We start from the raw sequence: 25,276 nt of genomic DNA on the forward strand, positions 1-25,276 counted from the left end.
CGTGCTGGGACACCCCGTGGACATCGTCTCGGCCGGCGCGCTGGCCCCCGCGCCGGCCGCCGACCCGGTGCAGGACGGCTACGCCGCGCTGCTGGCCGAGGTCCTCGGCGTCGGGACGGTGGACCCCGGCGCGCACGTCTTCGACGACCTGGGCGCGGACTCCATGGTCATGGCCCGGTTCTGCGCCCGCGTGCGCAAGCACCCGGACCTGCCCCCGGTGTCGATCAAGGACGTCTACCAGCACCCCACCATCGCCGGTCTGGCCCGCGCGCTGGCCCCCGCGCCGGCCGCCGACCCGGTGCAGGACGGCTACGCCGCGCTGCTGGCCGAGGTCCTCGGCGTCGGGACGGTGGACCCCGGCGCGCACGTCTTCGACGACCTGGGCGCGGACTCCATGGTCATGGCCCGGTTCTGCGCCCGCGTGCGCAAGCACCCGGACCTGCCCCCGGTGTCGATCAAGGACGTCTACGCGAACCCGACGGTCCGCAGGCTGGCGACGGCGCTCGCGGCCGGGGCGGCGCCGGCCCCTGCCGCGGCGACGTCCCCCCGGCCGGCCGAGGTGGCCCACCGGGCCACCACCCCGGAGTACGTCCTGACCGGAGCGCTGCAGTTCGTGCTCTTCGTCGGGTACTCCTACCTCAACGCACTGGTGTTCGTGTGGAGCTACGGCTGGATCACCGCTCGCGGTGACCTGGTCGACCACTACCTGCGGTCGGTGGTGGCCGCAGGCGTCACCTTCGTGGTCCTGTGCACCCTGCCGATCCTGGCCAAGTGGGTGCTCCTCGGCCGGTGGACACCCCGGCAGATCCCCGTGTGGAGCCTGGGCTACGTCCGCTTCTGGCTGGTCAAGACCCTGACCATGGCCAACCCGCTGGTCCTCTTCGCCGGCTCGCCCCTCTACAACCTCTACCTCCGGGCGATGGGCGCGAAGGTCGGGCGCGGCGCCGTCGTCTTCACCCGGCACGCGCCGGTGTGCACCGACCTGATCACCATCGGTGAGGGCACCGTCGTCCGCAAGGACTCCTACCTCAACGGCTACCGGGCCCACGCCGGCTGGATCCAGACCGGCCCGGTCACCATCGGGAAGAACGCGTTCGTCGGCGACAAGGCAGTGCTCGACATCGGGACCTCGGTGGGTGACGGAGCACAGCTCGGCCACGCCTCCACGCTGCACGCCGGCCAGGCCGTCCCCGCGGGAGAGCGCTGGCACGGCTCCCCGGCCGAGCCGACCGGGTCGGACTACCAGCGGATCGAACCCGCCCCCTGCAGCACCTGGCGACGGATCGGCTACAGCACCATGCAGCTGCTGACCGTGCTGCTCGTGTACCTGCCGGTGGGGTTCGGCGGCATCGTCCTGCTGCTGGACGTCGTCCCGCAGCTGGCTGTCCTGCTGGAACCGGGCCCGGCGGCCCTGACGACGGCGGCGTTCTACCAGTTCGCGGTGATCCTGTCGCTGGTCCTCTTCTTCGGCGGCATCCTCGTCCGCTTCCTGTTCGTCGTGGCCGTCTCCCGGGTGCTCGCACTGGCCCTCCGGCCGGACAAGGTGTACCCCCTGTACGGCTTCCACTACTCGATCCACCGGACGATCGCGCACTACAGCAACAGCAAGTTCTTCCAGATCCTCACCGGCGACAGCTCCTACATCGTCGGCTACCTGAGCAGCATCGGGTACAAGCTCAAGCCGGTCGTGCAGACCGGGTCGAACTTCGGCATGGAGGTCAAGCAGGAGGCCCCCACCCTGACCTCGATCGGCCGGGGCACGGTCGTCGCCAGTGGGCTGTCGGCGCTCAACGCCACCTACTCGAGCACGTCGTTCACGCTCTCCCGGGCCGCCATCGGGGCGAACAGCTTCCTCGGCAACGACATCGTCTACCCCCCCGAGAGCAGGACCGGCGAGAACGTCCTGCTGGCCACGAAGGTGCTGGTCCCCATCGACGGGGAGGTCCGGGAGAACGTCGGGCTCCTCGGGTCGCCCGCCTTCGAGATCCCGCGCACGGTGGACCGGGACAGCACGTTCATCCGGATGGCCCACGACGAGGCCTTCCCGCGCCGCCTGGCCGCCAAGAACCGGTACAACCTGCGCACCATCGGGCTGTACCTGACGGCGCGGTGGTTCTACTTCTTCCTCCTCTCCTTCGTCATCACGACCGCGGTGGACTTCCTCGGGGAGCTGGGGGCGTGGGCGATCACGCTCGCCAGCCTGAGCATCCTGCTGATCAGCATCGTCTACTTCAGCGGCCTCGAGCGAGTCGCCACCCGGTTGCTCGACGTGCGGCCTCTGCACTGCTCGATCTACGAGATCGACTTCTGGCGGCGGGAACGCTTCTTCAAGTTCACCGCCCGGATGGGTGTGCACCGGCTCGCCGCCGGCACCCCGTTCGCGTCCCTGCTCTGGCGGATCGCGGGCCTGCGGCTCGGCAAGCGGCTGTTCGACGACGGCCACCTCATGGCCGAGAAGACCCTCGTGACGATCGGCGACGACGTCACCCTCAACGCCGGCTCGTACATCCAGGTGCACACGCAGGAGGACTACGCCTTCAAGTCCGACGTGACCACGGTCGGCTCCGGCGTCACCTTCGGGGTCGGTGCCATGGCGCACTACGGCGTGGTCATCGGGGACGACGTCGTCGTGGAGGCCGACTCCTTCGTCATGAAGGGCGAGGAGGTCCCGCCCGGTGCCCGGTGGGGTGGGAACCCCGCCGTCGAACTGACCGGGCCTCCCCCACCCCTCCCCGCACCGGTCCCGCGCCCGCGCGAGCGCGACGAGCTCACCACCCAGTCCGAGGAGGACCCCATGGACCTGTTCCGGATGGGCGACGGGGCCCCGGTCATCCCGGTCCCGCGCCGGAGCGGCCGGCACCGTGCGACCCAGCGCCACCTGGCGGGGTCCCGGTGACCGCGCTCGACACGGCCACCGACGCCGGCCGCGCGTTCTGGGCCGGGGTGCTGACCGCCGGCGGCTCGACGGTCCTGCCCCGCTGGACGACCGCCCCGCTGCCCAGCGAGGCCGAGGTGGAGGTGGCCGTCCCCGACGCCGTCGGGGTGCGGCTGCACCGGGTGGCCGACGCCCTCGCCGTGCCGCTGGACTCCGTGCTGCTGGCCGCGCACGCCCGGGTGCTCGCCGCGCTGACCGGCGAGCGCGACGTGGTCACCGGGTACGTCGCCGACGACGGGGACTCCCCGCTGCCGTGCCGGCTGACCGTCTCCGCCGGGTCGTGGCGTGAGCTGGTGCGCCGGACCGCGGCCCTGGAGGCCGGCATGCTGGCGCACCGGCACGAGCCCGTCGGCGCGCTGCGCGCCGAGCTGGGCGTCCCCGGCCCGGCGTTCGAGACCGTCCTGGACCCCACCGGTGCCGGCAGCGGCCTGGCCGCCGGCACGGTCCTCGAGGTGGCCCCGGTGCACTACGGCGGCCGGCTGGCCCTGCGGCTGCGGTACCGGACCGACGTGCTGGACGCCGGCGCCGCGGCCCGCGTCGTCGGTTACCACCTCGCCGCGCTGGCGCAGCTGGGCGACGACCCGGACGCCGACCCGGGCCGGGCCCGCCTGCTGTCGGACGACGAGCGGCGGGCCCAGCTGGAGGACCTCGGCGGCCCGGTCCGCGAGCTGCCCGACCGCCGCGTGCACGAGCTGTTCGAGGAGCGCGCGGTCCGGCACCCCGACGCCGTCGCCGCCGTCCTCGGCGACCGGCAGCTGACCTACCGGGAGCTCAACGCCCGCGCCAACCGGATCGGGGCGGCGCTGCTCGCGCGCGGGCTGGCGCCGGAGACGGTGGTCGCGGTGGTCACCGAGCGGGACCTGGACTGGATGGCCTCGGTGCTGGGGATCTGGAAGGCGGGGCTGGCGTACCTGCCGCTCGAGCCGCACTTCCCCGCCGGGCGGATCGGCACCGCGCTCGCCCGCGCGGGCTGCCCGCTGGTCCTCACCGAGCCCGGCAGCACCGGCACCCTCGACCGGGCCCTGGACGAGCTGCCGGAGGTCGAGCGGCTGCTGGTCGGCGACGCCCTCGCCGAGGGCCACCCCGACGGCGACCTCGGGGTGGCGGTCGGCGGCGACCAGCTCGCCTACGTGCTGTTCACCTCCGGCTCCACCGGCGAGCCCAAGGGCGTGATGTGCGAGCACGCCGGGATGCTCAACCACCTGCTCGCCAAGCTCGAGGACCTCGGCGTGCGGGAGGGTGACGTCGTCCCGCAGACCGGGCCGCAGTGCTTCGACATCTCGGTGTGGCAGCTGGTCGGCGCGCTGGTGGTCGGCGGGCGGACCCTGCTCGTCCCGCAGGAGGCCGTGCTCGACGTCGAGCGGTTCGTCGACACCCTGGTCGAGGGCCGGGCCGGCGTGCTGCAGGTGGTGCCGTCCTACCTCGACGTCGTGCTGGCCTACCTCGAGCAGCACCCGCGGGAGCTGCCGGACCTGCACCACGTCTGCCCGACCGGTGACCTGCTCAAGAAGGAGCTGGTGCAGCGCTGGTTCGCCGCGTTCCCGCAGATCCCGCTGGTGAACACCTACGGGCTGACCGAGACCTCCGACGACGCCGTCCACCTGGTCATGACCGGCGTCCCCGCACACGACCGCGTGCCGCTGGGCCGGCCGATCCGCAACACGCACGTCGACGTGGTCGACGAGTCCGGCTCCCCCGTGCCGCTGGGCGCCCCCGGGCTGATCGTCTTCTCCGGGGTCTGCGTGGGCCGCGGCTACAGGGGCGACCCGGAGCGCACCGCCCGGGTGTTCCGCGACGACCCCAACCGGCCGGGGCAGCGGGTCTGCGTGACCGGTGACCACGGGCGGTGGCTGGCCGACGGGACGCTGGAGTTCCTCGGCCGGCGCGACGACCAGGTCAAGATCCGCGGTTTCCGCATCGAGATCGGCGAGGTCGAGGGTGCGCTGCTGCAGCTCCCCGGCGTGCGGGACGGCGCGGCGGTGGTGGCCGAGGGCGCCGACCGGACGCCGCACCTGGTGGCCTTCTACTCCGGTGCCGGGCCGATCGCCGACGGCGAGCTGCGCGAGCGGCTGGCCGCGTCCCTGCCCGACTACATGGTCCCGTCGGCCTGCCACTGGCGCGAGCGCCTGCCGCTGACGCCCAACGGCAAGGTCGACCGGACGACGCTGACCGCGCTCGCCGGGGAGCTCCTCGCCGGCAGCCAGGACCACGACGCGCCCGCGACGCCGACCGAGCGCCGGCTGGCGGCCACCTGGTCGAGGGTGCTCGGCGTCCCCGAGGAGCAGATCGGCCGGCACGACTCCTTCGGCGCACTCGGCGGGAGCTCGCTGTCCGCGGTCAAGCTCCTGGTCGCTCTCGACCGCGCGGTGTCGTTCAAGGAGCTCGCGGCCACCCCCGACCTCGCCGCCCTCGCCGTGCTGCTCGACCGGCGCACCGGTTCCTCCCCCGTCCCCGCACCCCGAGCCCCGGAAGGCAGTGCCCGATGACGTCCTCCTCCCCGGCGTCCCTGCTCGACCTCGACCTGCGGCCGGGTGCGCCACCGCTGCTGCACGCCGACGCCGCCGGCGACGCGGCCGGCTGGGCGGCCGCGCACCGCGACTCCCTGCGCGCCGTCGTCCTCGAGCACGGCGCGGTGCTGGTGCGCGGCCTCGGCCTGGCGGAGGTGGCCGGGGTCGCCGACGTGGCGGGCCGGCTGACCACCGGCCTGGTGGCCGAGCGGGAGGCCTTCGCCCCGCGGGCCAGCCTGCCCGGCGGGCTGTACTCCTCGACGCCGTGGCCGGCCAACCAGCCGATGTGCATGCACCACGAGCTGAGCTACGCGCTGGAGTTCCCCGGCCTGCTGCTGTTCGCCTGCCTCACCGCGCCGGCGTCCGGCGGGGCGACCGGCGTGGCCGACGCGACCGCGGTGCTCGACGCGCTGCCGGCCGACCTGGTGGACCGGTTCGAGCGGGAGGGCTGGCTGCTGGTGCGCAGCTACACCGACGAGATCGGCGCGCCCTGGCCGGAGGCCTTCGGCACCGCCGACCGCGGCGCGGTCGAGGCGTACTGCCGCGCGAACGGCATCGAGTGGGCGTGGCAGCCCGACGGCGGGCTGCGCACCCGGCAGCGGCGCAGCGCCGTCGTCCGGCACCCGGTCACCGGCCGGCGCTGCTGGTTCAACCAGGTGGCCTTCCTCAACGAGTGGACCCTCGCCGAGGAGGTCCGCGAGTACCTGGTCGACGTCTACGGGCGCGAGGGGCTGCCGTTCACCACCGCGTACGGCGACGGGGAGCCGATCGGCGAGGACGTCGTGGCGCTGCTCAACGAGGTCTACGAGCGGCACACGGTCCGCGAGCCGTGGCAGGAGGGCGACCTGCTGGCGGTCGACAACGTCCGCAGCGCGCACAGCCGGGAGGCCTACACCGGGCCGCGCGAGCTGCTGGTCGCGATGGCCGACCCGGTCCGGCTGGCCGACTGCTCGCCGACGGTCGCGGTCGGGGGCTCCCGGTGAGCGCGGGCGCCGTCCCGCCGTTCGCGGTCGTGCCCGGTGCGCAGGTGCAGCGGGCGCTGCAGGGCCGGGAGAAGCAGGTCGTGGAGCTGGTCGAGGCCACCTACCGCTGGCACGCGGCCGGGGACTCGGTGAACCCGCCGTCGTACTTCCTGCGCTTCCCCGACCGCCCGTCGGCGCGGATCATCGCGCTGCCGGCCTCGATCGGCGGCGACGTCCGGGTCGACGGGATCAAGTGGATCTCCAGCTTCCCGGACAACGTGGCCGCCGGGATCCCCCGCGCCTCGGCGGTGCTGGTGCTCAACGACCACGACACCGGCTACCCGTTCGCCTGCCTGGAGGCCTCGGTCATCAGCGCCACGCGGACGGCGGCGTCGGCGGCCGCGGCCGCCGACTGGCTGAGCCGGGGCCGCCGCGGCGGCCGGCCGGCCCGGGTCGGGTTCGTCGGGACCGGCCTCATCGCCCGGTACGTGCACACCTACCTCGCCGCCACCGGCTGGTCCTTCGACGAGGTCGGCGTGCACGACCTGTCCGCCGACAGCGCGGCCGGCTTCCGCGGGTACCTGGAGCAGTCGGGGACCTCGGCCCGGCTCACCGTGCACCCGACCGCCGAGGAGCTGATCCGCGCCAGCGACCTGGTCGTGTTCGCCACCGTCGCGTCGGCACCGCACGTCAGCGACGTGTCGTGGTTCGACCACGCCCCGCTGGTGCTGCACGTGTCGCTGCGCGACCTCGCGCCGGAGGTGCTGCTCGCGTCGACCAACCTGGTGGACGACGTCGAGCACTGCCTCAAGGCCGACACCTCGCCGCACCTGGTCGAGCAGCGGACCGGCAACCGGGACTTCCTGCTCGGCACGCTCGCCGACGTGATGACCGGCCGGGTGACGGTGCCCGAGGGGCGGCCGGTCGTCTTCTCGCCGTTCGGCCTCGGCGTGCTGGACCTCGCCGTCGGCAAGGCGGTCTACGACGCGGTCGCCGCCGCGGGCGAGCTGCACGTCGTGGAGGACTTCTTCAGCGAACTGCGCCGTCACGGATGAGCGGCCGCGACCGGCGCCGCGGGCGAGGAGGACCACCGTGGGCAGCGTGACCGGATCGGTCGGCCTGGCCGGCTGCGAGTGGCTGCAGTACGACTACCGGGCCGGCCTGCTCGCGGCCGACCCGCCGGAGTCGTTCACGATGTGGCGCTACCGCGGGCTGCTGCCGGTGCCCGACGGCCCGGTGCGCTACCCGGTGCCGGTCGGCGGGACGCCGCTGCTGCCGGTGCCCGGGCTGCGGCAGGCCCTGGGCACCCCGCGGCTGTGGGTCAAGGACGAGACGCGCAACCCGACGGCGTCGAACAAGGACCGCGCCACCGCGCTGGTCATCGAGGACGGGCTGCGCCGCGGGGTGGACACCGTCACCACCGCCTCCACCGGCAACGCCGCGGTGTCCACCGCCGTCGGGGCCGCGGCCGCGGGGCTGCGGGCGGTCATCTTCGTGTCGCCGTCCTGCCGGCCGGAGAAGGTCGCCCGCATGGCGCAGGCCGGCGCCTGGGTGCTGCAGGTGCCCGAGGGCTACGCGGCCGCGGTCGACCTGTCCCGGGCGGCAGCCCGCGCGTTCGGCTGGCTGGACCGCAACACCGGCGTCAACCCGGTCACCCTGGAGGCCAAGAAGACCGTCGCGTTCGAGGTGTGGGAGCAGCTCGGCCGCGTCGTCCCGGACGTGGTGGTGGCCCCGGTCGGTGACGGCCCGACCCTCGTGGCCCTGGACAAGGGCTTCGCCGAGCTCGTCGACTGCGGCCTGGCCACCCGGCGACCGCGGCTGGTCGGCGTGCAGGCGGCCCGCTGCCAGCCGCTGGTGCGGGCGTGGCAGGGTAGGCCGGCCGGGTCCGGAGAGCTGGACCCCGGCGCGACGGCAGCAGACGGCATCGCGGTGCTGCGCCCGGCCATCGGGGACGCCGTCCTGGACGCGGTCGGCCGCACCGGCGGGGAACTGGTCGCGGTCGGCGAGGACGACCTGCGGCGCGCCGTCGACGGGCTCGCCGCGAGGGCCGGCGTCGGCGCCGAGCCCGCCGGTGCGGCGGCGCTCGCCGGGCTGGAGGCCGTGCTCGCGACCGGTGCGGTCGACCGGCTGGAGACCACCGTCCTGCTGGTCACCGGGCGGGGCGGGGCCGGCCCGGCCGCGCCGGGCGGGCCGGACCGCGTGCTGGTCACCGACTCCCTCGGCGCGGTCGAGCGGGCCCTCTCCGGGTCCCGCTGACCGTGGCCGGCGCCGAGGTGGTCCGCATGCCGCGCCCCCGTGTCCACGGACGGCCGCCCTGGCCCCGGTCCGGGCCGGACACCGCGCCGCTGCCCGGGGTGTGCCAGGTGTGGTGGGTCTGCCCCGACGACGTCCGGCCCGAGCACGACCGGCTGCTCGGCCGGGCCGACCTGGTCCGCCGGGCGCGGCTGGCCTGCCCGGCCGACCGGCGGCGGCTGACCGCGGCCGCCGCGGTGGCCCGGCTGGTGCTGGGCGCGGCGCTCGGCACGCCGCCGGCCGCGCTGCAGATCGACCGGACGTGCGCCACCTGCGGCTCCCCGCACGGGCGGCCGCGGCTGCCGGACGAGGCGGGGCTGCACTTCTCGGTCTCCCACTCGGCGGACTGCGTCGTCGTCGCCGTGCTGCCCGGCTGCCCGGTGGGCGTGGACGTCGAGACGGTCGGCCGGTTCGCCCCCGGGGAGGTCGCCGCCCTGGCCGAGTGCGCGCTGGCCGGGCCCGAGCGCGAGCACCTGGCCGGGCTGCCCGAGCCCGAGCAGCCGCAGGCGTTCACCGGCTACTGGGTGCGGCGCGAGGCGGTGCTCAAGGCCACCGGCCAGGGGCTCGGCGTCCCGCCGGAGGGGCTCGTGGTCAGCCCGCCGTCCACCGCGCCTCGGGTGCTGCGGCACGACGACGCGGGGCCGGTGTGGCTGCGGGACCTGCCCGCGCCGTCCGGCGCGGTCGCCGCGCTCGCGGGCCTGGGCACCCCACCGGACGACGTGGTGGACCGGGACGCCGGACCGCTGCTGCGTCAGACCAGCCGGCGGCTGTCGGGCCCGACCACGCGCAGCCAGCGGTACCCGTAGCCGTCGAGGGTCAGCTCCACCGCGCCGTCCTCCCCGACCGGCGTCGTCTGCGTGACCAGCAGGTCCTCCAGCCGGTGCCCGGCGCCGCAGTCCTCGAGCGACAGCGGCACGGTGCGCGGCTCCGGCCCGAGGTTGTGGACGGCGACCAGCGCGCCGTCGTCCCAGCTGCACAGGTGGGCCAGCACCTCGGGGTGCGGCTGGTCGAGCAGCCGGAACCCGCCCCAGCCCAGCTCCGGCGACTCGCGGTAGCGGCGGATCAGCAGCTTCATGAACGACAGCAGCGAGTCCTCGTCGCGGCGCTGGTCGGCCACGTTGACGAACTCGGGCGCGAACCCGCCGTCGACCACGGGGCCGGGCAGCTGCCCGGGGTCGGCGGTGGAGAAGCCGCCGTTGGGCCCCGAGGTCCACTGCATCGGCGTCCGGACGGCCAGCCGCCCCTCGGCGTCGAGGTCCTCGCCCATGCCGATCTCCTCGCCGTAGAACAGCACCGGCGTGCCCGGCAGGGAGAACAGCAGGCTGTAGACCATCCGGACGCGGCGCGGGTCGCCGTCCAGCATCGGCGGCAGCCGGCGGCGCAGGCCGCGGCCGTAGACCTGCATCCGCTCCTCGGGGCCGAAGGCGGCGAAGACCTCGGCGCGCTCGTCGTCGGTGAGCTTGTCGAGGGTGAGCTCGTCGTGGTTGCGGACGAAGGTGGCCCACTGCGAGTCGGGGTCCAGCGCCGGCCGGCCCTGCAGCGCGGTGGCCAGCGGTCCGGCGTCGGCGCGGGCCAGCGACAGGTAGAGGGCCTGCATCCCGATGAAGTCGAACTGCATGGTGAGCTCGTCGCCGTCGGTGCCGCCGAAGAACTCGAGCTGCTGCTCGTAGGGCAGGTTCACCTCGCCGAGCAGGACGCCGTCGCCGGTGCGCCGGCCGACCACCGAGCGCAGGTCGCGCAGGTAGTCGTGCGGCTCCGGGAGGGCCCCGCCGTCGGTGCCGGCGGTCTCCAGGAAGAAGGGGACGGCGTCGACGCGGAAGCCGGACAGCCCGAGCTGCAGCCAGAAGCCCATGATCTTGGCGACCTCGTCGCGGACCCGCGGGTTGGTCACGTCGAGGTCGGGCTGCTCCTTGTAGAACTTGTGCAGGTACCACTCGCCCGTCGGCTCCGACAGCGTCCAGATGCCGTCCTCCTGGTCGGGGAAGACGACCTGGTCGGAGGTGTCCGGGGGCGGGTCCGACCGCCAGACGTAGAAGTCGCGGAACGGTGAGTCCTTCGACGCCTCGGCCGAGCGGAACCACGGGTGCTTGCGCGAGGTGTGGTTGACGACCAGGTCGGCGATGACCCGCATCCCGCGGTCGTTCGCCGTCCGGATGACCTCGACCAGGTCGCCGTGCGTGCCCAGCCGCGGGTCGACGCCGTAGAAGTCGGTGATGTCGTAGCCGTCGTCCCGCTCGGCGGTCGGGTAGAAGGGCATCAGCCACAGGCAGGTCACGCCGAGGTCGGCGAGGTGGTCGATGCGCTGCGCGAGGCCCGGGAGGTCGCCGCACCCGTCGCCGTCCCAGTCCATGAACGTCTCGACGTCGAGGCAGTAGACGACCGCGTTCTTCCACCACAGGTCGGCCGTGTCGGTGATCCGCATCCGTCGTCCCTACCGCATCCCGGGCTCGTCCAGCAGCTGGAAGAGCACGTGGTCCCGCCGCTCCCCCGCGATGCGCAGGTACCGCGGCGCGTACCCGAACCGCTGGGAGCCGGTGCGCGCCGGGACCCGCTGGGACGCGGTGTCGTGCGGCAGGGTGCCGGCCTCCAGGCGGTGCAGCCCGGCCTCGTCGAAGGCGGTGCGGACCATCGCGGCCGCGGCGGCCGTGGCCACGCTGCGGCGGGTGGCGTGCCCGGCCACCCGGTACCCGAGGGTGCCGGACTGCAGCGGCCCGCGGGCGACGTCGGCGACGGTGACCTGCCCGACGAGCCGGCCGTCCTCGACGATCACGCCGGGGATCGCCCGGTCCTGGCGGTGTCCTGCCGCTGGAACGCCTCGGTCCAGTAGTCGTCGGGGCGCTGCGGGTCCCACGGCGCCAGGTGCTCGCGGTCGGCCGTGAGCAGCGCGGTCAGCGCGGGGACGTCGTCCTCCCGGACGATCCGGACGGTGACCCCACCGCTCACGGGAGGCCGGCCGGCTGCGGCTCCTGGTGGGGACGGCGCGGCTGCGGCGGACCGGCCGGGTCCAGGGCGACCGCCGGGGCGGGGCGGCTGACGCCGAGCTGCGGCAGGACGTGCTCGCCGAAGGCGTCGAGGAACGGCAGCTGCTCCTTGCCGACGTGGTGCAGGTAGATCTCGTCGAAGCCGAGCTCGGCGTACCCGGCCAGCCAGGCGGCGTGCTGCCCGAGGTCGGAGCTGACCAGCACGGCCCCCTCGACCGCCGCCTGCGGCACGTGCTGGCTGGCCTGCTCGAAGGCCTCCGGCCCGTCGATGTCCCAGCACAGCGGCGGCGGGAACGTGTTGGTGCGCCACTGCTCGTAGGCGATGGCCCTGGCGCGGTCCGGGTCGGGGTCCCAGCACAGGTGCACCTGGAGCGCGAGCCGGCCGCGTCCGCCGGCGTCCCGGTAGGCGCCGGTCAGTTCGCGCAGCGTCTCGTGCGGCTGGTTGATGGTGATGAAGCCGTCGGCCCAGTCGGCGTGCCGCCGGGCCGTCGGCACGCTCATCACCGGGCCGAAGAGGGCGGGCTGCTGGTCCGGCAGTGACCAGATCTTCGCCCGCTCGACGTCGACCAGCCCGCGGTGGGTCACCTCCTCGCCGGCCAGCAGGGCGCGGATGACGTCCACGCACTCGCGCAGCCGCGCGTCGCGGACCCGCTTGGGCGGCCACGGCTCACCGGTGATGCGCTCGTTCATCACCTGACCGCTGCCCAGCGCCATCCAGAAGCGCCCGGGGAACATCGCCGCCAGCGTCGCGGCACCCTGGGCGATGATCGCCGGGTGGTAGCGCTGCCCCGGCGCGTTCACCACACCGAGCGGCAGGTTCGTGGTGGCCAGCGCGGCGCCCAGCCAGGACCAGGCGAAGCCGGAGTGCCCCTGGGCCTTGTTCCAGGGGGCGAAGTGGTCGGAGCACATCGCCGCGGTGAAACCGACCTCCTCGGCGTGCTGGACCGCGCGCAGCAGTTCGGCGGGGTGCACCTGCTCGTGCGAGTTGTGGAACCCGATCACCGTCATGACCGGCCCCTACCCCGCCGCCGCAGCTCCTACCTGCGACGTCGTGGGCCGGTCCGGGTGCGGGGTCGGTCCCGCACTGGTGCGGTCCCCCTCGGACCGGCTCCGGGGTCCGACCTCGCTCCGCCCACGGATCTGCTCCGGGTCCCCATACGACCGGCCTGCGACGTCGCCAGTCGCCCCACGGCGGGCTGGCGTGTTCGCCGCGGAGCAGGGTCGAGGCCACGAGGCCTGTCCTGCGGTTCCCGTGCGCCAGCACCGCCGTCCGTGTCGCGGAGCGGCCCACCGAGGGAGACGAGAAGGGTCTCAGGACCTGGGCCGTCCTTGCCTGCGTTGCATCGCCCACTCACCGACGGAGCAGAGTCCCACGATGACAGCCGGGGTGATGAACCAAGCGATGTGCAGGCGGAAGGCAATGGCGTACATCGCGACCGCTGTCGCGGTGAAGGCGACGAGTCTCAGGTCCCAGGGTTTCAGTCGGGGCTCGGACATTATGAGATGTTCTTCGTCGCGCATCGCCCGAAGGTATCTGTCGCGCCCGGCTCATCCGATGCAGCGACTCCCGGGTCGCTCGGACGTCACCGACGTCGCCTTGCGGCAAGCCGTTCGGTGTCCCTGATCGGCTCACTAAGGGACACCGCGAGACGCCGACCGGTGGTTCTGACCTGCTACCGGCTACGCGATTCAGATTGCGGCAAGAGGGCCTCGGCGTGGTGAGCCCGGGTTGAGGGGCTGTCGCCGGGCGCCGGGGTCCCGCGCTCGACATGGAGCTGCAACTCGATGGATGAGTTGCTGGCGGCCGGATTGAAGACCTCGTCGAACGTGCTCAGAACCGAGCCCGGGATGCGGCGTTGCCGACCCCGTCTTGCAAGCCATAGAAAACCGGCGGGGATTCCGATGAATAGGGCGACGAGCAAGAGCAGGAGCGTCACGTCGGCCACTCCTCGACGCTACCCCAGGAGGCGCTCTCGTTGACGAACGACGACCGATCCGCTGGCCGCGATCCGCAGGCTCGGGAGTGGTGGTATGGCCTAGTAGGCCGCTCCGGGGCGCACGCCTCCACGGAATGACCGGCGGGGCGCACTCAGCCCTATCTACGCAGATAGTCCACCCCGGCGCATGAGGAGGGTTGTCCCTCAAGCCGCCTTCGGGGCGACATGATCCGCAGGACGAGCTCTAGAAGGGTGGTGGGTCGTCGGTGGGGTCAGGTGGCTGGTCGGGTGGGCGGGTGAGCACGCGGGGTCCGGTGAGCTGCAGGCCGGGTGGCCGGCTGGTGCGGGTCACCCCGCTCGGGGTCGTCACCGTCAGGATCCCATCGGCGGTCATGGTGTAGATCCAGCCGGGGGCGAAGGTCTTGAGCCGGTGGTGGCGGCGGCACAGGCAGCACAGGTTGGCGCAGTCGGTCGCGCCGCCGGTGGCGTGGGGGATGACGTGGTCGGCGTCGGCCCACACCGCTTTGTTGGTGCAGCCGGGGTGGCGGCAGGTGCGGTCCCGGGTGCGGAGGAAGCGCTGCTGGGCGGGGGTGGGGGTGTAGGCGCCGGTCGGCGGTGGCCGGTCGATGACCGGGCAGCCGCAGCCGGCCGCCGGGTGGGTCGGGCAGCCGCGGCGGGCGGCGGCGCGCAGCTCGCGCAGGGTGGCCACCGCGGTCAGCGCGCCGCGGTCGTCGAGGAAGGAGAACTGCAGCGTCCCGCCGGGCGGGGCGCTCAGGCCGATGGCGTCGAGCTGGGCGAGCAGGCCGCGGACGTGCGCGGCGGTGATCGGCACCCCGGCCACCGTGCCGGTGGGCTGCGCGACCGCGCCGGGGCGGGTGAACGCCGCCGGCAGCGGGGCGCCGGCGGCCGGGAACCGGTCCGCGGCGAGGGCACCGAGGGGCACCTGCACCTCGATCTGGGCGGTGACCGGCTGGGGTGCGGCCCAGGGGCGCAGGATCAGGTCGGCCAGCACCCCGGAGCGCAGCATGCCGATCGGGCGGGCGTCGCCGGCGGTCTTGGCCCGGTGCGCGAGGTCGTCGATCACCGTCTGGCAGGCGGCGGCGAGTTCGTCGGTCATCCCGGCGACCAGCTCGCTGACCCCGTCGGCGACCGGGCGGCGGCGCACGTCCACCGCGCGCTGGGCGCGCGCCCGGGCCCGGTCGACCGCGGCGGCGTCCCGGGCGGCCAGCTCGGCGCGCAGCCGGTCCCGCAGCCGGCGCACCGACAGCGACATCGCCTCGGGCAGCACCGCGGCCTGCACCGCGGCGAGCACCTGCGGGTGGGTGCCGCGCACCTTCTCGCCGAGTTCCTCGGCGATGGTGCGGGCGCGGGACCAGTCCAGCCGGCCCTGCGCGAGCGCGGCCAGCGTGGCGCGCAGCGTGCCGGTGAGGGTGGAGGCGTGCTCGGTGAGCACGCTGGCCGCCGTCCGGGAGCAGTTGAGTACCAGCGCCAGCTCGTCGGCGAAGAACTCCGACACTCCCGCGGGCGCACCGGGGCCGGGCACCGAGCCGTCCTCGGCGGGGGCACCCCGCTGGCCGGGTTGACGGTCGAGGGAGTCCGGGCGGTCGGCGGCGAACGCGGCGACCAGCTCCACCTCGTAGGCGGCCAGCTCGGCCTTGACCCGCTGCACCCGCTCCAGCTCCGCGGCCTTCTCCACCGGCGTGCGGGCGTAGACCGGCAGCACCTCGGCCAGCACCGGCGACCCGGTCCCCGGCGGACCGACGGCAGGCGGCGCCAGGTCGGCCACCGTCAGCCCGACCCCGAACCCCCCGCCGAAGAACATGCCCCCAACCTAGGGCGGGGGTACGACACTTTCCGCCGCTGACCAGCGAAGACGCCCGCAAAGACGTTGATCATGGGGTTGTGGCCGGCGACACGCGCGAACACGCCGTGACGGGCAGCAACAACCCCATGATCACGGCGGCTCCCTGCAGGGTCCCGCCGCGAGCCTGCGAGTGGCGGGGGCAGCGGGTCAGGCCGACGCGGCGGTACCGGTCCCCTCGGTGGGCGTGCTGGCGCCACCGAGCAGCAGCAGCTCGGCGTCGGTGTGCTCCAGCGGCGCGGCGAACAGGTAGCCCTGCGCCAGGGCCACGTGCCCGTCCCGCAGGTGGGTGCGCTGGCGCTCCTGTTCGATGCCCTCGGCGACGATCTCCAGGTCGAGGGTGTGCCCGAGGTTGATCAGCCCGCGCAGGATGGCCGGCATCGTCTCGGCGTCGTCGATGGTGCTGACGAACGACCGGTCGATCTTGAGGATGTCGACGGCGAACTGGCGCAGGTGCGACAGCGACGAGTAGCCGGTGCCGAAGTCGTCGAGGGCCACCTTCACGCCCAGGCCGCGCAGCTCGTGCAGCCGCTCGGCGGCCACGACCGGGTCGCGCACCAGCACCGACTCGGTCAGCTCGAGCACCAGCGCCGACGGCGGCAGCCCACTGGCCGCGAGCGCCGTCCGGACGTCGTCGAGCAGCCCGGGTGACCCGAGCTGGGACGGCGAGACGTTGACCGCCATCGACAGGTCGGCCGCCGCGGGGTGGTCGCGGCGCCAGGCGGCCGCGGCGGCGCACGCCTCGGCGACGACCCACCGGCCGATGTCGGGCACCAAGCCGATCTCCTCGGCCACCGGCAGGAACCGCTCGGGCAGGACGACGCCGAGCGCCGGGTGGTCCCAGCGCAGCAGCGCCTCGAAGCCGGTCACCCGCTCGCTGCTCAGGTCGACGACGGGCTGGTAGACCAGCCGGAACTGCCCACCGGCGAGCGCCGCCCACAGGTCGGCCTCCAGCTGCCGGCGCTCCGCGGCGGCCGAGCGCATCTGCGGGTCGAACACGACGTAGCGGCCGCGACCGGCGCCCTTGGCCCAGTACATGGCGTTGTCGGCGTCCCGCAGCAGGGAGGACGCCGTCGCCGCGACGTCCCCGGTGGCGATGCCGATGCTCGCCGAGACGCGCACCCGCTGCCCGCCCAGGTCGACCTGCGAGGACAGCGCCGCCAGGACCCGCTCGGCGATCCCGGTGGCCTCCTCCACGCCGGGCGAGCGCTCGACGAGGATCGCGAACTCGTCGCCGCCGAGCCGGGCGAGGGTGTCCTCGGTGCGGACGGCGGACTGCAGCAGCCGGCCGACCTCGCGGATGAGCCGGTCGCCGCTGGCGTGACCGAGGCTGTCGTTGACCGACTTGAAGCCGTCGAGGTCGATGAAGACGACCGCGACCTCGCCGCCGCTGCGGGCGGTGCGGCGCAGCGCGAGCTCCAGCCGGTCGGTGAACAGCGCCCGGTTGGCCAGCCCGGTCAGCACGTCGGAGAAGGCCAGGGCGGCGAGGTCGGCCTCGGTGCGCCGCACCCGGCGGGCGGCCAGTGCCGCGGCGGCCGCGGCGGCACTGCCGCTGAGCAGCAGGTGCAGCAGCACCTCCGGACGGTCGCCGTCCGCGAGCCGCGCGACGGCCAGGTGTGCGGCGGCCAGCCCGGCGGCCAGCAGACCGGAGAGGGCGACGACCCGCAGGCCGCGGGCAGGGGGCCGTGCCGGTGCGTCGTCCACTGCTGGCCTCTCGTCGGGTGCGTTCCCCTCGGTTCTCGACGGCCCGGGGACCCGGCTTGAGGTGGCGGCCGGGGCGCCCACCCGCAGGGGTGAGCCCGCTCAGCCGAACAGGTCCGCGACCCGCCGCGGCTCGTTGGCGACGTCCAGGTGCTGCCCCGTGCCGTCGCCCACGACGGTCCAGCCGCGGGCCCGCGCGGCGGTGGCCTCGGCGTCGTAGGACGCCGAGAGGTGCACGTAGCGGACGTCGTCGTCGGGCCAGCGGTCGGGCACCGGGACGGCGACGTCGTAGAAGTCCGCCGGCAGCTCGTGCCCCTCGGCCAGCAGCGCCGCCCGCAGCCGCTCGTCGGGCACCAGCTCGGCCATCGCCCCGGGCCCCCACCACGTCGTCCAGTCGGCGATCCGGCCGTCGCGGACCAGCGGCGCGGTCAGCGTGCGGATCTCCTCGGACCAGGTGACCGTCGGCAGGACGGCGTCCAGCCACACGACCCGCCGCGCGCCGGCCGCGGCCGCGACGGCGGGCAGCACGATGCCCGCCCCGGAGAACCCGACGACCACCTCGGCCCGGCCGGCCGCCGCGGCGCCCTCGACCCAGCGCTCCGGCCAGCCGGGCGCCGTCGCCACCGCCCCGCGCAGGTCCGGGACGGCGACCGCGCTCCCCCGCCGCCGCAGCTCCGCGGCGAGCGGCTGCAGCACGGCGGGGCCGAGCAGCGGCGGGTGGACCAGCAGCCAGGTGCGGCCCGTCACGGGACCGCCTGCCGGCGGCGGTACCAGCGGGGCGAGGTGGACGGCGGCGGGACGAGCGCGGCGCGGACCACGACGACGTCGGGACCCCGGGTGCCGAGCCCCTCCTCGAGCGCGGACGCGAACTCCTCGCCGAAGCCGTCCACCGCCCGGGCCGGGACACCGAAGGAGCGGGCGAGCGCGACGAAGTCGGGGGTGACCAGGTCGACGCCCTGCGTCGGGACGCCGGAGTGCACCTGGTCGAACCGCAGCATCCCGTACCCGCCGTCGTCGACGATGACGGTGGTGACCGGCAGCTCCTCCTGGACCAGGGTGGCCAGCTCGCCGCAGGCGAAGAGGAAGCCGCCGTCCCCGACCAGGACCAGGGCCCGCCCCCGCCCGGCCAGGGCGGCGCCGATCGCGGCGGGGAAGGCGTAGCCGAGCGTCCCCCAGCCCAGCGGGAAGGCCAGCCGTCGCGGCCCCGGCACCCGGGCGAAGCCGGCGGCCCAGTAGCCGGCGATGCACATGTCCGCCAGCAGCACGCCGGTCCGGTCGGACACCCGGTCGAGCGCGTCGAGCAGCGCTCCGGCCTGCGGCTCGTCGGCGGCCACCACCGCCCGCACCTCCCCGGCCACCGCGTCGAGGGTCTCCCGGAGCCCGGGGAGGCCGTCCCGCTGCGGCAGCCCGTCGAGCAGATGGCCCAGCACGGCGGACGCGTCGCCGGCCACGGTGACGTCGGCCGGGTAGTTCTTCGTCGCGTCCGCGGGGTCGACGGTGACCGCGAGCAGCGCCGGCGGTCGCGGCATCGCCCAGTTCTGGGTGTCCGTCCCGTCCAGGTCGCTGCCCACGGACACCACCAGGTCCGCGTCGTCCCAGAGCCGGCCGACCGCGGGGACGTGCGGCGGACCGGGCACCAGGCACGGGTGGTCCGGTGGCAGCAGGCCGCGCCCGCCGAAGGTGGTGACCACCGGAGCGGCCAGCCGCCGGGCGAGCTCGCCGACGAGGTCCCCCGCACCGGAGCGCAGCGCACCGCCGCCGGCCCACACCAGCGGACGGCGGGCGCGGGCCAGCAGCTCGCGGGCGCGGGCCAGCTCGTCGTCGTCCACCGGCGGCGCGGGAGCGGGCCGCACCGGCGCGCGCGCCACGCTGCCCGCCGGCGCGCCGAGCAGGTCGGTGGGCACCCCCAGGTAGACCGGCCCGCTGGACGGCTGCAGGGCGACCGAGCCGGCGCGGACGGTGTCGGCGTACAGGTCCCCTGCGGCCGCGGCCACCACGGTGGCCTTGGTGACCGGCGCGAACATCGCCGCCTGGTCGCGGGTCTCGTGCAGGACCCCGCGGACCACGCCGGGACGCCGCAGCGTCGACGGGACGTCGGTGGCGACGACGAGGACCGGTGCCCCCGAGGCCATCGCCTCACCGGTGGCACCGAGCGTGTTGGCCGCTCCCGGGCCGGTGGTGACGACGGCCACCCCGAGGCGGCCGGTCGCGCGCGCGTACCCGTCGGCGGCGTACGCCGCGGCCTGCTCGTGCCGGACCCCCACCACCCGCAGCCCGGCCGCCGCCGCGGCCTCCCAGACGGCGAGGTTGTGCACGCCGGGCAGCCCGAACACCGTGTCCACGCCGAGGTCCTGCAGGGCCGCGACGAGGTGGTCGGCGCCCCGGCCTCCTCCCCCGCCGGCCGGGTCAGCGGGGGACGCCGGCGCAGGTGCGGGGTCGGGGGATCTCATGCAGGCCTCCACGGGTCGCGCGGGAACAGCCGCCCGGACCGGTGCGGCCGCCCCTGGAGCCTGCGGTGCGGGACCGCCGATGTCACCCCCGCGGAGGCCGGCCGCCGGGACGAGACCGGCACCACGCCCCGCCCTGCCGTGTGGGCGGGGGGTGCGCTGGGGAGTATCGGTGCGTGACACGCACGCCTCCCACCGACGAGTGGGGCATCGACTCCAGCTGGCTCGACGCCCTCGACGAGGAACACCAGGTCGACCCGGCGACCATCGACCGCCTGCGCGAGGTCATCGGCACGCCCCCGGCCGACCTGGAGGACCGCGCCCCGATCGTGGCCCGCCCCGGCGACGCGCTGGAGGTCGACGAGGGGGAGGTGACCCTCGAGGACGGCTCCACCCGGCACGTGGACGGCGAGCTGCCCGAGGACTTCCCGCTCGGCTACCACTGGCTGCAGGCCCCCGGCGGGCCGCGCCGCCGGCTGGTGGTCTCCCCCGGCCGGTGCTGGCTGCCCGACGGGCGCGCCTGGGGCTGGGCGGTGCAGCTCTACGCCACCCGCAGCCGCGCCGGCTGGGGCATCGGCGACCTCGCCGACCTGCGCGCCGTCCGCGAGATGGCCGCCGGCCAGGGCGCCGGGTTCGTGCTGATCAACCCGCTGCACGCCGTCGCCCCGACCCCGCAGCAGGAGGCCAGCCCCTACCTGCCGGCCACCCGGCGCTTCCGCAACCCGGTCTACCTGCGCGTGGAGGAGGTGCCCGGCGCCGACGCCGTCGACGTCGGGTCCGACGCCGGCCGGGCGCTCGGCGAGGGCGGGCTGATCGACCGCGACGCGATCTGGGCCCGCAAGCGCGAGGCGCTGCGCCGGGTCTTCGACGCCACCGGCCGCGACGACCCGGCCTTCCCGGAGTGGTGGTGGTACCAGGGGCAGAAGCTGCAGGACTGGGCCACCTGGTGCGCGCTGGCCGACGTCCACGGCCCGGACTGGCACGCCTGGCCGGAGGAGCTGCGCGACCCGCGCAGCGAGGCCGTCGGCTCCTTCGTGGCCGGGCACGAGCGCGACGTCGCCTTCCACGCCTGGCTGCAGTGGGCCCTGCAGCTGCAGCTGGAGCGGGCCACCGAGGGCATGACCGTCATCCAGGACCTGCCGATCGGCGTCGCCGGCGGCGGCGCGGACGCCTGGACCTGGCAGGACGTGCTGGCGCAGGGCGCCACGGTCGGTGCCCCGCCGGACGCCTTCAACTCGCAGGGCCAGGACTGGGGCTCCCCGCCGCTGGTCCCCTGGCAGCTGCGCGCCGCGGACTACGAGCCGTTCGTCGAGTCGATCCGCGCCACCATGGCCGGCGCCGGCGGCCTGCGGATCGACCACGTCATGGGCCTGTTCCGGCTGTGGTGGGTGCCCTCGGGCGGCAGCGCCGCGGACGGCGCCTACGTGCGCTACCCGGCCGAGGACCTGCTCGACATCGTCGCGCTGGAGAGCCACCGGGCGCAGGCCGTCGTCGTCGGCGAGGACCTGGGCACCGTCGAGGACGGCGTCCGCGAGGCGATGGCCGAGCACGGCATCCTCAGCTACCGGCTGCTGTGGTTCGAGGAGGACCCGCCGGCCGAGTGGCCGCAGACCGCGATGGCCGCGATCAGCACCCACGACCTGCCGACGGTGGCCGGGCTGTGGACCGGGTCGGACGTCGAGGAACAGCGCGAGCACGGCACCGGGACCGACGAGGAGCTCGAGCGCGGCCGGCGGTCGCTGCTGGAGAAGCTGCCGGGCGTGCGGAGGAACGCCAAGCCGGAGACGGCGGTGAAGCGGGCGCACGAGCTGCTCGCCCAGGCGCCGTCGCTGCTGCTGTCGGCCACGCTGGACGACGCCGTCGGCGAGCGGCGCCGGCCGAACATGCCCGGCACCACCGACCGGCCCAACTGGTCGCTGCCGCTGCCGGTCCCGGTCGAGGACCTGCCGGGGCACCCGCTGCTGACGACGGTCGCGCGGACCCTCGCCGCGGGGGTCGGCCGCTCCTAGCCGCCGCTCTTCCCCGGCGGGATCGGCGATCTCGCACGCTCCCCGGCCCGGGTGCGTGCGAGATCGCCGATCCCGTCAGTGCCGGCTCAGGACGCCGGCCCCTCCTGCTCCCGCGTGCCGTTGCCCCGGCCCTCCTCGAGGACGTCCTCGCCGGGACCGCCGACCAGGGTGTCGTCGCCGTTGCCGCCGTCGAGCGCGTCGGTGCCGGAGCCGCCGAGCAGGACGTCGGCCCCGTTGTCGCCGGCCAGGGTGTCGTCCCCGGCACCGCCGCAGACCACGTCGTCGCCGTTGCCGCCCTCGACGACGTCGTCCCCGCCGAGGCCCACGACCACGTCCGGGCCGGTGGTGCCGCTCAGGACGTCGTCCCCCGCGGTGCCGCGGATCGTCGGCGCGAGCCCGTTGCAACGCTCGTCGAGGTCGATGCCGACCACGATCGGGTCGTGGTCGCTGGACCGGTACGGGTCGTCGTCGTAGAGCGCCGGGTCCCCGTCGTACTGGTAGGCGACCGACTCGACCGAGTTGACGTTCCAGTGGACGGCGCCGTCGACCTTGGCGGTCAGCTCCGCGGTGGCCATCGCGTGGTCCAGCGAGCCGGACAGCGCGTCGAACACGTAGCTGTAGCCGCCGGGGTCGAAGGCCACGCCGAGGTCGGTGAGGCCGGCCTCCCGCAGCGCGACGACCGGGTCCTCCTCGCTGTAGGCGTTGAGGTCGCCCAGCGCCAGGACGTCGGCGTCGCCGGTGGCGGTCCGCAGCTGGTCGACGAACGCCGCCAGCGACTGCGCCTGCCGGACCCGGTCGCCGTTCCACGCGCCCTGCCCGTCGCCGGCGTCGACGTTGTCGCCGGTCGGCCGCCCGGGGCTCTTGGACTTGAAGTGGTTGGCGACCACGGTGAAGGCGTCGCCGTCCTTGGTGAAGGTCTGCGCGATCGGCTCGCGGGCGTTGTCCCACACGGTCTCGTCGACCACGGCGCGCGGCTCGCCGACCGGCGTGACGACGTCGGTGCGGTAGACGATGCCGTTGCGGATGGCGTCGCGGTCGACGTCGTAGAGCGCGGCCGGCAGCGGCACGTACGCCCAGACGCCCGGCCCGTCGACGGCGTCCAGCCGCCCGACCAGGTCGGCCAGCGCCCGGTCGGCGTCGCCGGGGCTGTAGCCGGTGGAGTCGGTGTCCTCGATCTCCATGAGCGTGACGACGTCGGCGTCCAGCGTGGTGAGCGCGGCGACGATCTTGTCGGCCTGCTGCTCGAACTCGGCGTCGGAGGTGGCGCCGCGGCCCGGTGGGTCCTCGCGGGTCAGGAAATAGTTGAGCACGTTGAACGCCGCGACCCGGACGTCGCCACCGACCTCGCCGGGTGCCGCCGGGCGGCTGTCCTGCGGGGCGAAGACGCCGTCGGCGCTGCCGTCGGCCGGCTGCAGCCGCCACGCCTCGAAGCCGTAGCCGAGGACGAGCGGCTCGGTGAACTCGAGCTCGTCGCCCACCCGGACCGGCGTCCCGGGCGTCAGGTACGGCCGGGTGGCCGGGGTGACCCGGGCGCTGCTGCCGTCGTCCAGGACGATGCGGCGCAGCGCGTTCTCCGCCGCGACCGCGTCGGCCGCCGGGCCGGGGCGGGCCACCTCGGTGGGCTGCACGAGCACCCCGCCCGCGGACAGGGTGAGCTCGCCGTAGCTGACCAGGTCGAAGACCTCGCTGACGGTGAGCGCGTCGGCCGGCCTGACGAGCACGCCCTCGAGCCGCTCGCGGGCGGCGTCGCCGGCCGGGAGGTCCAGCGGGGCGGGGGCCGGCAGGCCGGTCCCCTCGGCGCAGACGGCGGCGTTCGCGCCCGCGCCGACCTGGGTCTGGCCGAAGTACTCCTCGGCGCGGCCGGTGACCGCGACGGTGTCGCCGACGTCGACCGCGGCGGAGCTGAGGACGAAGACCGCGTCGGAGGTGGCGTCGTCGCCGTCCCCGTCCGCGTCCTGCAGGTGGAAACCGGACAGGCCCGGGACGTCGCCGACGACGACGCCGCGCACGGTGACCTGCTGGCCGGCCAGCGGGGTGGTGTCCCCGGCTCCCTGGACGGCGCCGATCTCGTGCGTGGGCGCCCTGGCGCACACGTCGACCGGCTCGGGCTCCGGCTCGCTCCCGCCACCGTCGACCGTGCCGGGGGTCGCCTCGGCCGGCCCGGCCCAGACGAGCGCGTCCGCGGCGGCGTCGTAGGTGCGCGACAGCGACTGGCCGGCCGGGGTGGACCCGGACTCCGCCACACCGATGTCCGCGCTGGTCGAGCCGGCCGCGGGGCCGTTCGTGGCGGCGAAGGTGCCCTCGTAGGACAGGAACTCGAGCACCTCGGTGCCGTTGCGCACCAGCGCGAGACCGTCGGTGTCGTTCTGCAGGCCGTTGCTCAGGTACTCGACGACGACCGCTGCCGGCGCGCCGGCCGGGGCCGTCACCACCGGGACCGTCGGGTTCCCCGCGCCGGCGTACGTGACCCCGCCGGTGCCGTTGTAGCGGACCACCGACAGCCCGGCCGACGTCGTCCCGGACGGCAGGGTGATCTCGACGAACTCGCCGGTGTCGGTGCCGGCGTTGTCGTAGTGGATCTCGGAGACGTACGGGCCGGCCGGCGGTGCGGCGGACGCGACGGTGGGCAGGCCGGCGACGGCCAGGGAGACGGCGGTGACGCCGACGGCGGCGCGGGCTGCGGTGCGGCCCGGGCCCCCGGCTGGGGATGGCACGAGGGAACCTCCGATGAGCGGCGGGACGCCCGGACGCTACGAGCGCCGGGTGAACACGGTCGTGACGGTAGGTGACCAATCGATGACACGCCCAACGGGCGGCTCTGCTCACTCAGGGTCACCGCGGGCGGGACCCCTGGTACGCACGGTGCGGGGACCGTCTGCCCTGGTCACCGGCCGGAGCGGCCCGGGTGACCGCGGCCGCTCGGGTCGAACGTGCGTTCGACGTCGTGCGACACTCCGTGCATGGCTGGCGGCATGCACCCCGGGCGGTCCGGGCGCTCCCTCGGCGAGCGAGCGGCCCGCTCCGGCATCGCGCAGCCGGAGCCCCCGGTCGGCGGCGCCGGCGCCCGCCCGGAGCGGGCCCGGGGCCGGCACTGCTGGGTGCACGACCCGCCCGGCGCCCCCGGGGTCTGGCCCGGGCTGCTCGTCGAGTGGCGGCAGGCCGACGGCGGCTGGCACGGCCGCGTGACCTACGCCGTCGCCGCACCCCAGGGCACCGTGCTGGTCGAGGCGTGGGTGCCCGCCGCCCTCCTCGAACAGCGCTGACCACCGGTTACCGCGACGGCCGGGTGGCTATGGCTCCCCCGACGCACCGTCCCCGACGAAGGAGAGAGACCCGTGAGCGAGCCCGACCGTCCCACCCTGGACGACGTCATGACCCCCACCGAGTCCGCGCCGCGCGACCGCCAGGAGCACGCCGGCGGCTACGCCCGCCCCAACGACGAGGAGCTGCAGCACCGCACCGAGCACGAGCGGCAGCTGGTCGACGCCGACGACGCCGACCCGGCGGGCGCCGACGTCCACTCCGCCACGGATTGATCTGTCGGCCTACCGGCCGACACCGCGGCCAGGTGCCGTCCCCGATCGCCGCTGAGCCGCTGCCCGTGTCCCGGTCGGGGGACCCTCCGGGCCCCCGCGACCGGTCCA

Annotated in this window: 20 protein-coding genes; 9 read left to right on the forward strand and 11 right to left on the reverse strand. The window is 75.3% G+C overall.

Features of this window, described 5'->3' with window-relative positions:
• Position 1 precedes the first annotated feature (1 nt).
• From BLR12_RS20570 to BLR12_RS20595, 6 genes are read left to right on the forward strand one after another with little or no spacing between them, the layout of a single operon-like run.
• Positions 2-2,896, forward strand: coding sequence for a Pls/PosA family non-ribosomal peptide synthetase (locus tag BLR12_RS20570; protein ID WP_091382071.1), 2,895 nt, complete (start codon positions 2-4; stop codon positions 2,894-2,896).
• Complete coding sequence (locus BLR12_RS20575) at positions 2,893-5,421, forward strand: non-ribosomal peptide synthetase (RefSeq protein WP_091382073.1); 2,529 nt, start codon at positions 2,893-2,895, stop codon at positions 5,419-5,421. Before BLR12_RS20570 ends, BLR12_RS20575 begins: the two co-directional genes overlap by 4 nt.
• A complete protein-coding gene (locus BLR12_RS20580) occupies positions 5,418-6,425 on the forward strand; it encodes a TauD/TfdA family dioxygenase (RefSeq protein WP_091382075.1) in 1,008 nt (335 codons plus the stop codon). The genes BLR12_RS20575 and BLR12_RS20580 overlap by 4 nt, the downstream gene beginning before the upstream one ends.
• Positions 6,422-7,459, forward strand: a complete 1,038-nt coding sequence (sbnB, locus tag BLR12_RS20585; protein ID WP_218120771.1) for a 2,3-diaminopropionate biosynthesis protein SbnB — start codon at positions 6,422-6,424, stop codon at positions 7,457-7,459. The genes BLR12_RS20580 and sbnB overlap by 4 nt, the downstream gene beginning before the upstream one ends.
• A gap of 46 nt (positions 7,460-7,505) precedes the next feature.
• Complete coding sequence (locus tag BLR12_RS20590; protein WP_255363672.1) at positions 7,506-8,660, forward strand: threonine synthase; 1,155 nt, start codon at positions 7,506-7,508, stop codon at positions 8,658-8,660.
• 26 nt (positions 8,661-8,686) lie between these two features.
• Complete coding sequence (locus BLR12_RS20595; protein ID WP_143018826.1) at positions 8,687-9,502, forward strand: 4'-phosphopantetheinyl transferase family protein; 816 nt, start codon at positions 8,687-8,689, stop codon at positions 9,500-9,502.
• Here the strand turns inward: BLR12_RS20595 and BLR12_RS20600 are convergent.
• The 10 genes from BLR12_RS20600 to BLR12_RS20640 form a co-directional block, all read right to left on the reverse strand.
• Entirely contained in the window at positions 9,448-11,118 is a 1,671-nt protein-coding gene (locus BLR12_RS20600) for an alpha-amylase family protein (RefSeq protein ID WP_091382081.1), read from the reverse strand. The two genes, BLR12_RS20595 and BLR12_RS20600, sit on opposite strands and share 55 nt — an antisense overlap.
• A gap of 9 nt (positions 11,119-11,127) precedes the next feature.
• Entirely contained in the window at positions 11,128-11,466 is a 339-nt protein-coding gene (locus BLR12_RS20605) for a GNAT family N-acetyltransferase (RefSeq protein WP_218120772.1), read from the reverse strand.
• Positions 11,463-11,639, reverse strand: a complete 177-nt coding sequence (locus BLR12_RS24920; protein ID WP_218120773.1) for a hypothetical protein — start codon at positions 11,637-11,639, stop codon at positions 11,463-11,465. The genes BLR12_RS20605 and BLR12_RS24920 overlap by 4 nt, the downstream gene beginning before the upstream one ends.
• A complete protein-coding gene (locus BLR12_RS20610) occupies positions 11,636-12,685 on the reverse strand; it encodes a TIGR03885 family FMN-dependent LLM class oxidoreductase (protein WP_091382083.1) in 1,050 nt (349 codons plus the stop codon). The genes BLR12_RS24920 and BLR12_RS20610 overlap by 4 nt, the downstream gene beginning before the upstream one ends.
• A 303-nt stretch (positions 12,686-12,988) precedes the next feature.
• Positions 12,989-13,198, reverse strand: a complete 210-nt coding sequence (locus tag BLR12_RS20615; RefSeq protein WP_091382085.1) for a hypothetical protein — start codon at positions 13,196-13,198, stop codon at positions 12,989-12,991.
• A gap of 152 nt (positions 13,199-13,350) precedes the next feature.
• Complete coding sequence (locus BLR12_RS20620) at positions 13,351-13,623, reverse strand: hypothetical protein (protein ID WP_143018827.1); 273 nt, start codon at positions 13,621-13,623, stop codon at positions 13,351-13,353.
• A 235-nt stretch (positions 13,624-13,858) separates the two neighbouring features.
• Positions 13,859-15,436: an HNH endonuclease signature motif containing protein gene (locus BLR12_RS20625; protein ID WP_091382089.1), complete on the reverse strand. Its 1,578-nt coding sequence runs from the start codon at positions 15,434-15,436 to the stop codon at positions 13,859-13,861.
• A 189-nt stretch (positions 15,437-15,625) separates the two neighbouring features.
• Positions 15,626-17,179: a putative bifunctional diguanylate cyclase/phosphodiesterase gene (locus tag BLR12_RS20630; RefSeq protein ID WP_143018828.1), complete on the reverse strand. Its 1,554-nt coding sequence runs from the start codon at positions 17,177-17,179 to the stop codon at positions 15,626-15,628.
• Positions 17,180-17,278: 99 nt separating this feature from the next.
• Positions 17,279-17,923: a hypothetical protein gene (locus tag BLR12_RS20635; protein ID WP_091382092.1), complete on the reverse strand. Its 645-nt coding sequence runs from the start codon at positions 17,921-17,923 to the stop codon at positions 17,279-17,281.
• The gene (locus tag BLR12_RS20640) at positions 17,920-19,626 is read right to left on the reverse strand and encodes a thiamine pyrophosphate-binding protein (protein ID WP_091382093.1); all 1,707 of its coding nucleotides are present in this window, start codon (positions 19,624-19,626) and stop codon (positions 17,920-17,922) included. Before BLR12_RS20640 ends, BLR12_RS20635 begins: the two co-directional genes overlap by 4 nt.
• A 173-nt stretch (positions 19,627-19,799) precedes the next feature.
• Here BLR12_RS20640 and malQ point away from each other — a divergent pair, with 173 nt between their 5' ends.
• Positions 19,800-21,632 (forward strand): 4-alpha-glucanotransferase, encoded by a 1,833-nt coding sequence (malQ, locus tag BLR12_RS20645; RefSeq protein ID WP_091382095.1) that lies wholly within the window; start codon positions 19,800-19,802, stop codon positions 21,630-21,632.
• Positions 21,633-21,718: 86 nt separating this feature from the next.
• Here malQ and BLR12_RS20650 read toward each other — a convergent pair whose 3' ends face one another.
• On the reverse strand, positions 21,719-24,346 hold the full coding sequence (locus BLR12_RS20650; RefSeq protein ID WP_091382096.1) for an ExeM/NucH family extracellular endonuclease: 2,628 nt from the start codon (positions 24,344-24,346) through the stop codon (positions 21,719-21,721).
• A gap of 246 nt (positions 24,347-24,592) precedes the next feature.
• On the opposite strand from BLR12_RS20650, the gene BLR12_RS20655 reads away from it, so the two are divergent.
• Both BLR12_RS20655 and BLR12_RS20660 read left to right on the forward strand, forming a co-directional pair.
• Positions 24,593-24,895 carry a hypothetical protein gene (locus BLR12_RS20655; protein WP_255363673.1) on the forward strand — a complete coding sequence of 101 codons (303 nt, stop codon included), beginning with the start codon at positions 24,593-24,595 and terminating at the stop codon, positions 24,893-24,895.
• Positions 24,896-24,967: 72 nt separating this feature from the next.
• Positions 24,968-25,168, forward strand: coding sequence for a hypothetical protein (locus tag BLR12_RS20660; protein ID WP_091382099.1), 201 nt, complete (start codon positions 24,968-24,970; stop codon positions 25,166-25,168).
• Positions 25,169-25,276: the final 108 nt, after the last annotated feature.

The sequence above is a fragment of the Geodermatophilus sp. DSM 45219 genome (assembly GCF_900104025.1).
Classification (GTDB): Bacteria; Actinomycetota; Actinomycetes; order Mycobacteriales; family Geodermatophilaceae; genus Geodermatophilus.

What these genes read in the sequence shown, in the direction of transcription:
- BLR12_RS20600 (WP_091382081.1), bottom strand. Translation starts at nt 11,118, where the DNA reads ATGCGGATCACCGACACGGCCGACCTGTGGTGGAAGAACGCGGTCGTC.
- BLR12_RS20655 (WP_255363673.1), top strand. Translation starts at nt 24,593, where the DNA reads ATGGCTGGCGGCATGCACCCCGGGCGGTCCGGGCGCTCCCTCGGCGAG.
- BLR12_RS20640 (WP_091382093.1), bottom strand. Translation starts at nt 19,626, where the DNA reads ATGAGATCCCCCGACCCCGCACCTGCGCCGGCGTCCCCCGCTGACCCG.
- BLR12_RS20625 (WP_091382089.1), bottom strand. Translation starts at nt 15,436, where the DNA reads ATGTTCTTCGGCGGGGGGTTCGGGGTCGGGCTGACGGTGGCCGACCTG.
- BLR12_RS20595 (WP_143018826.1), top strand. Translation starts at nt 8,687, where the DNA reads ATGCCGCGCCCCCGTGTCCACGGACGGCCGCCCTGGCCCCGGTCCGGG.
- BLR12_RS20580 (WP_091382075.1), top strand. Translation starts at nt 5,418, where the DNA reads ATGACGTCCTCCTCCCCGGCGTCCCTGCTCGACCTCGACCTGCGGCCG.
- BLR12_RS20615 (WP_091382085.1), bottom strand. Translation starts at nt 13,198, where the DNA reads ATGCGCGACGAAGAACATCTCATAATGTCCGAGCCCCGACTGAAACCC.
- BLR12_RS20610 (WP_091382083.1), bottom strand. Translation starts at nt 12,685, where the DNA reads ATGACGGTGATCGGGTTCCACAACTCGCACGAGCAGGTGCACCCCGCC.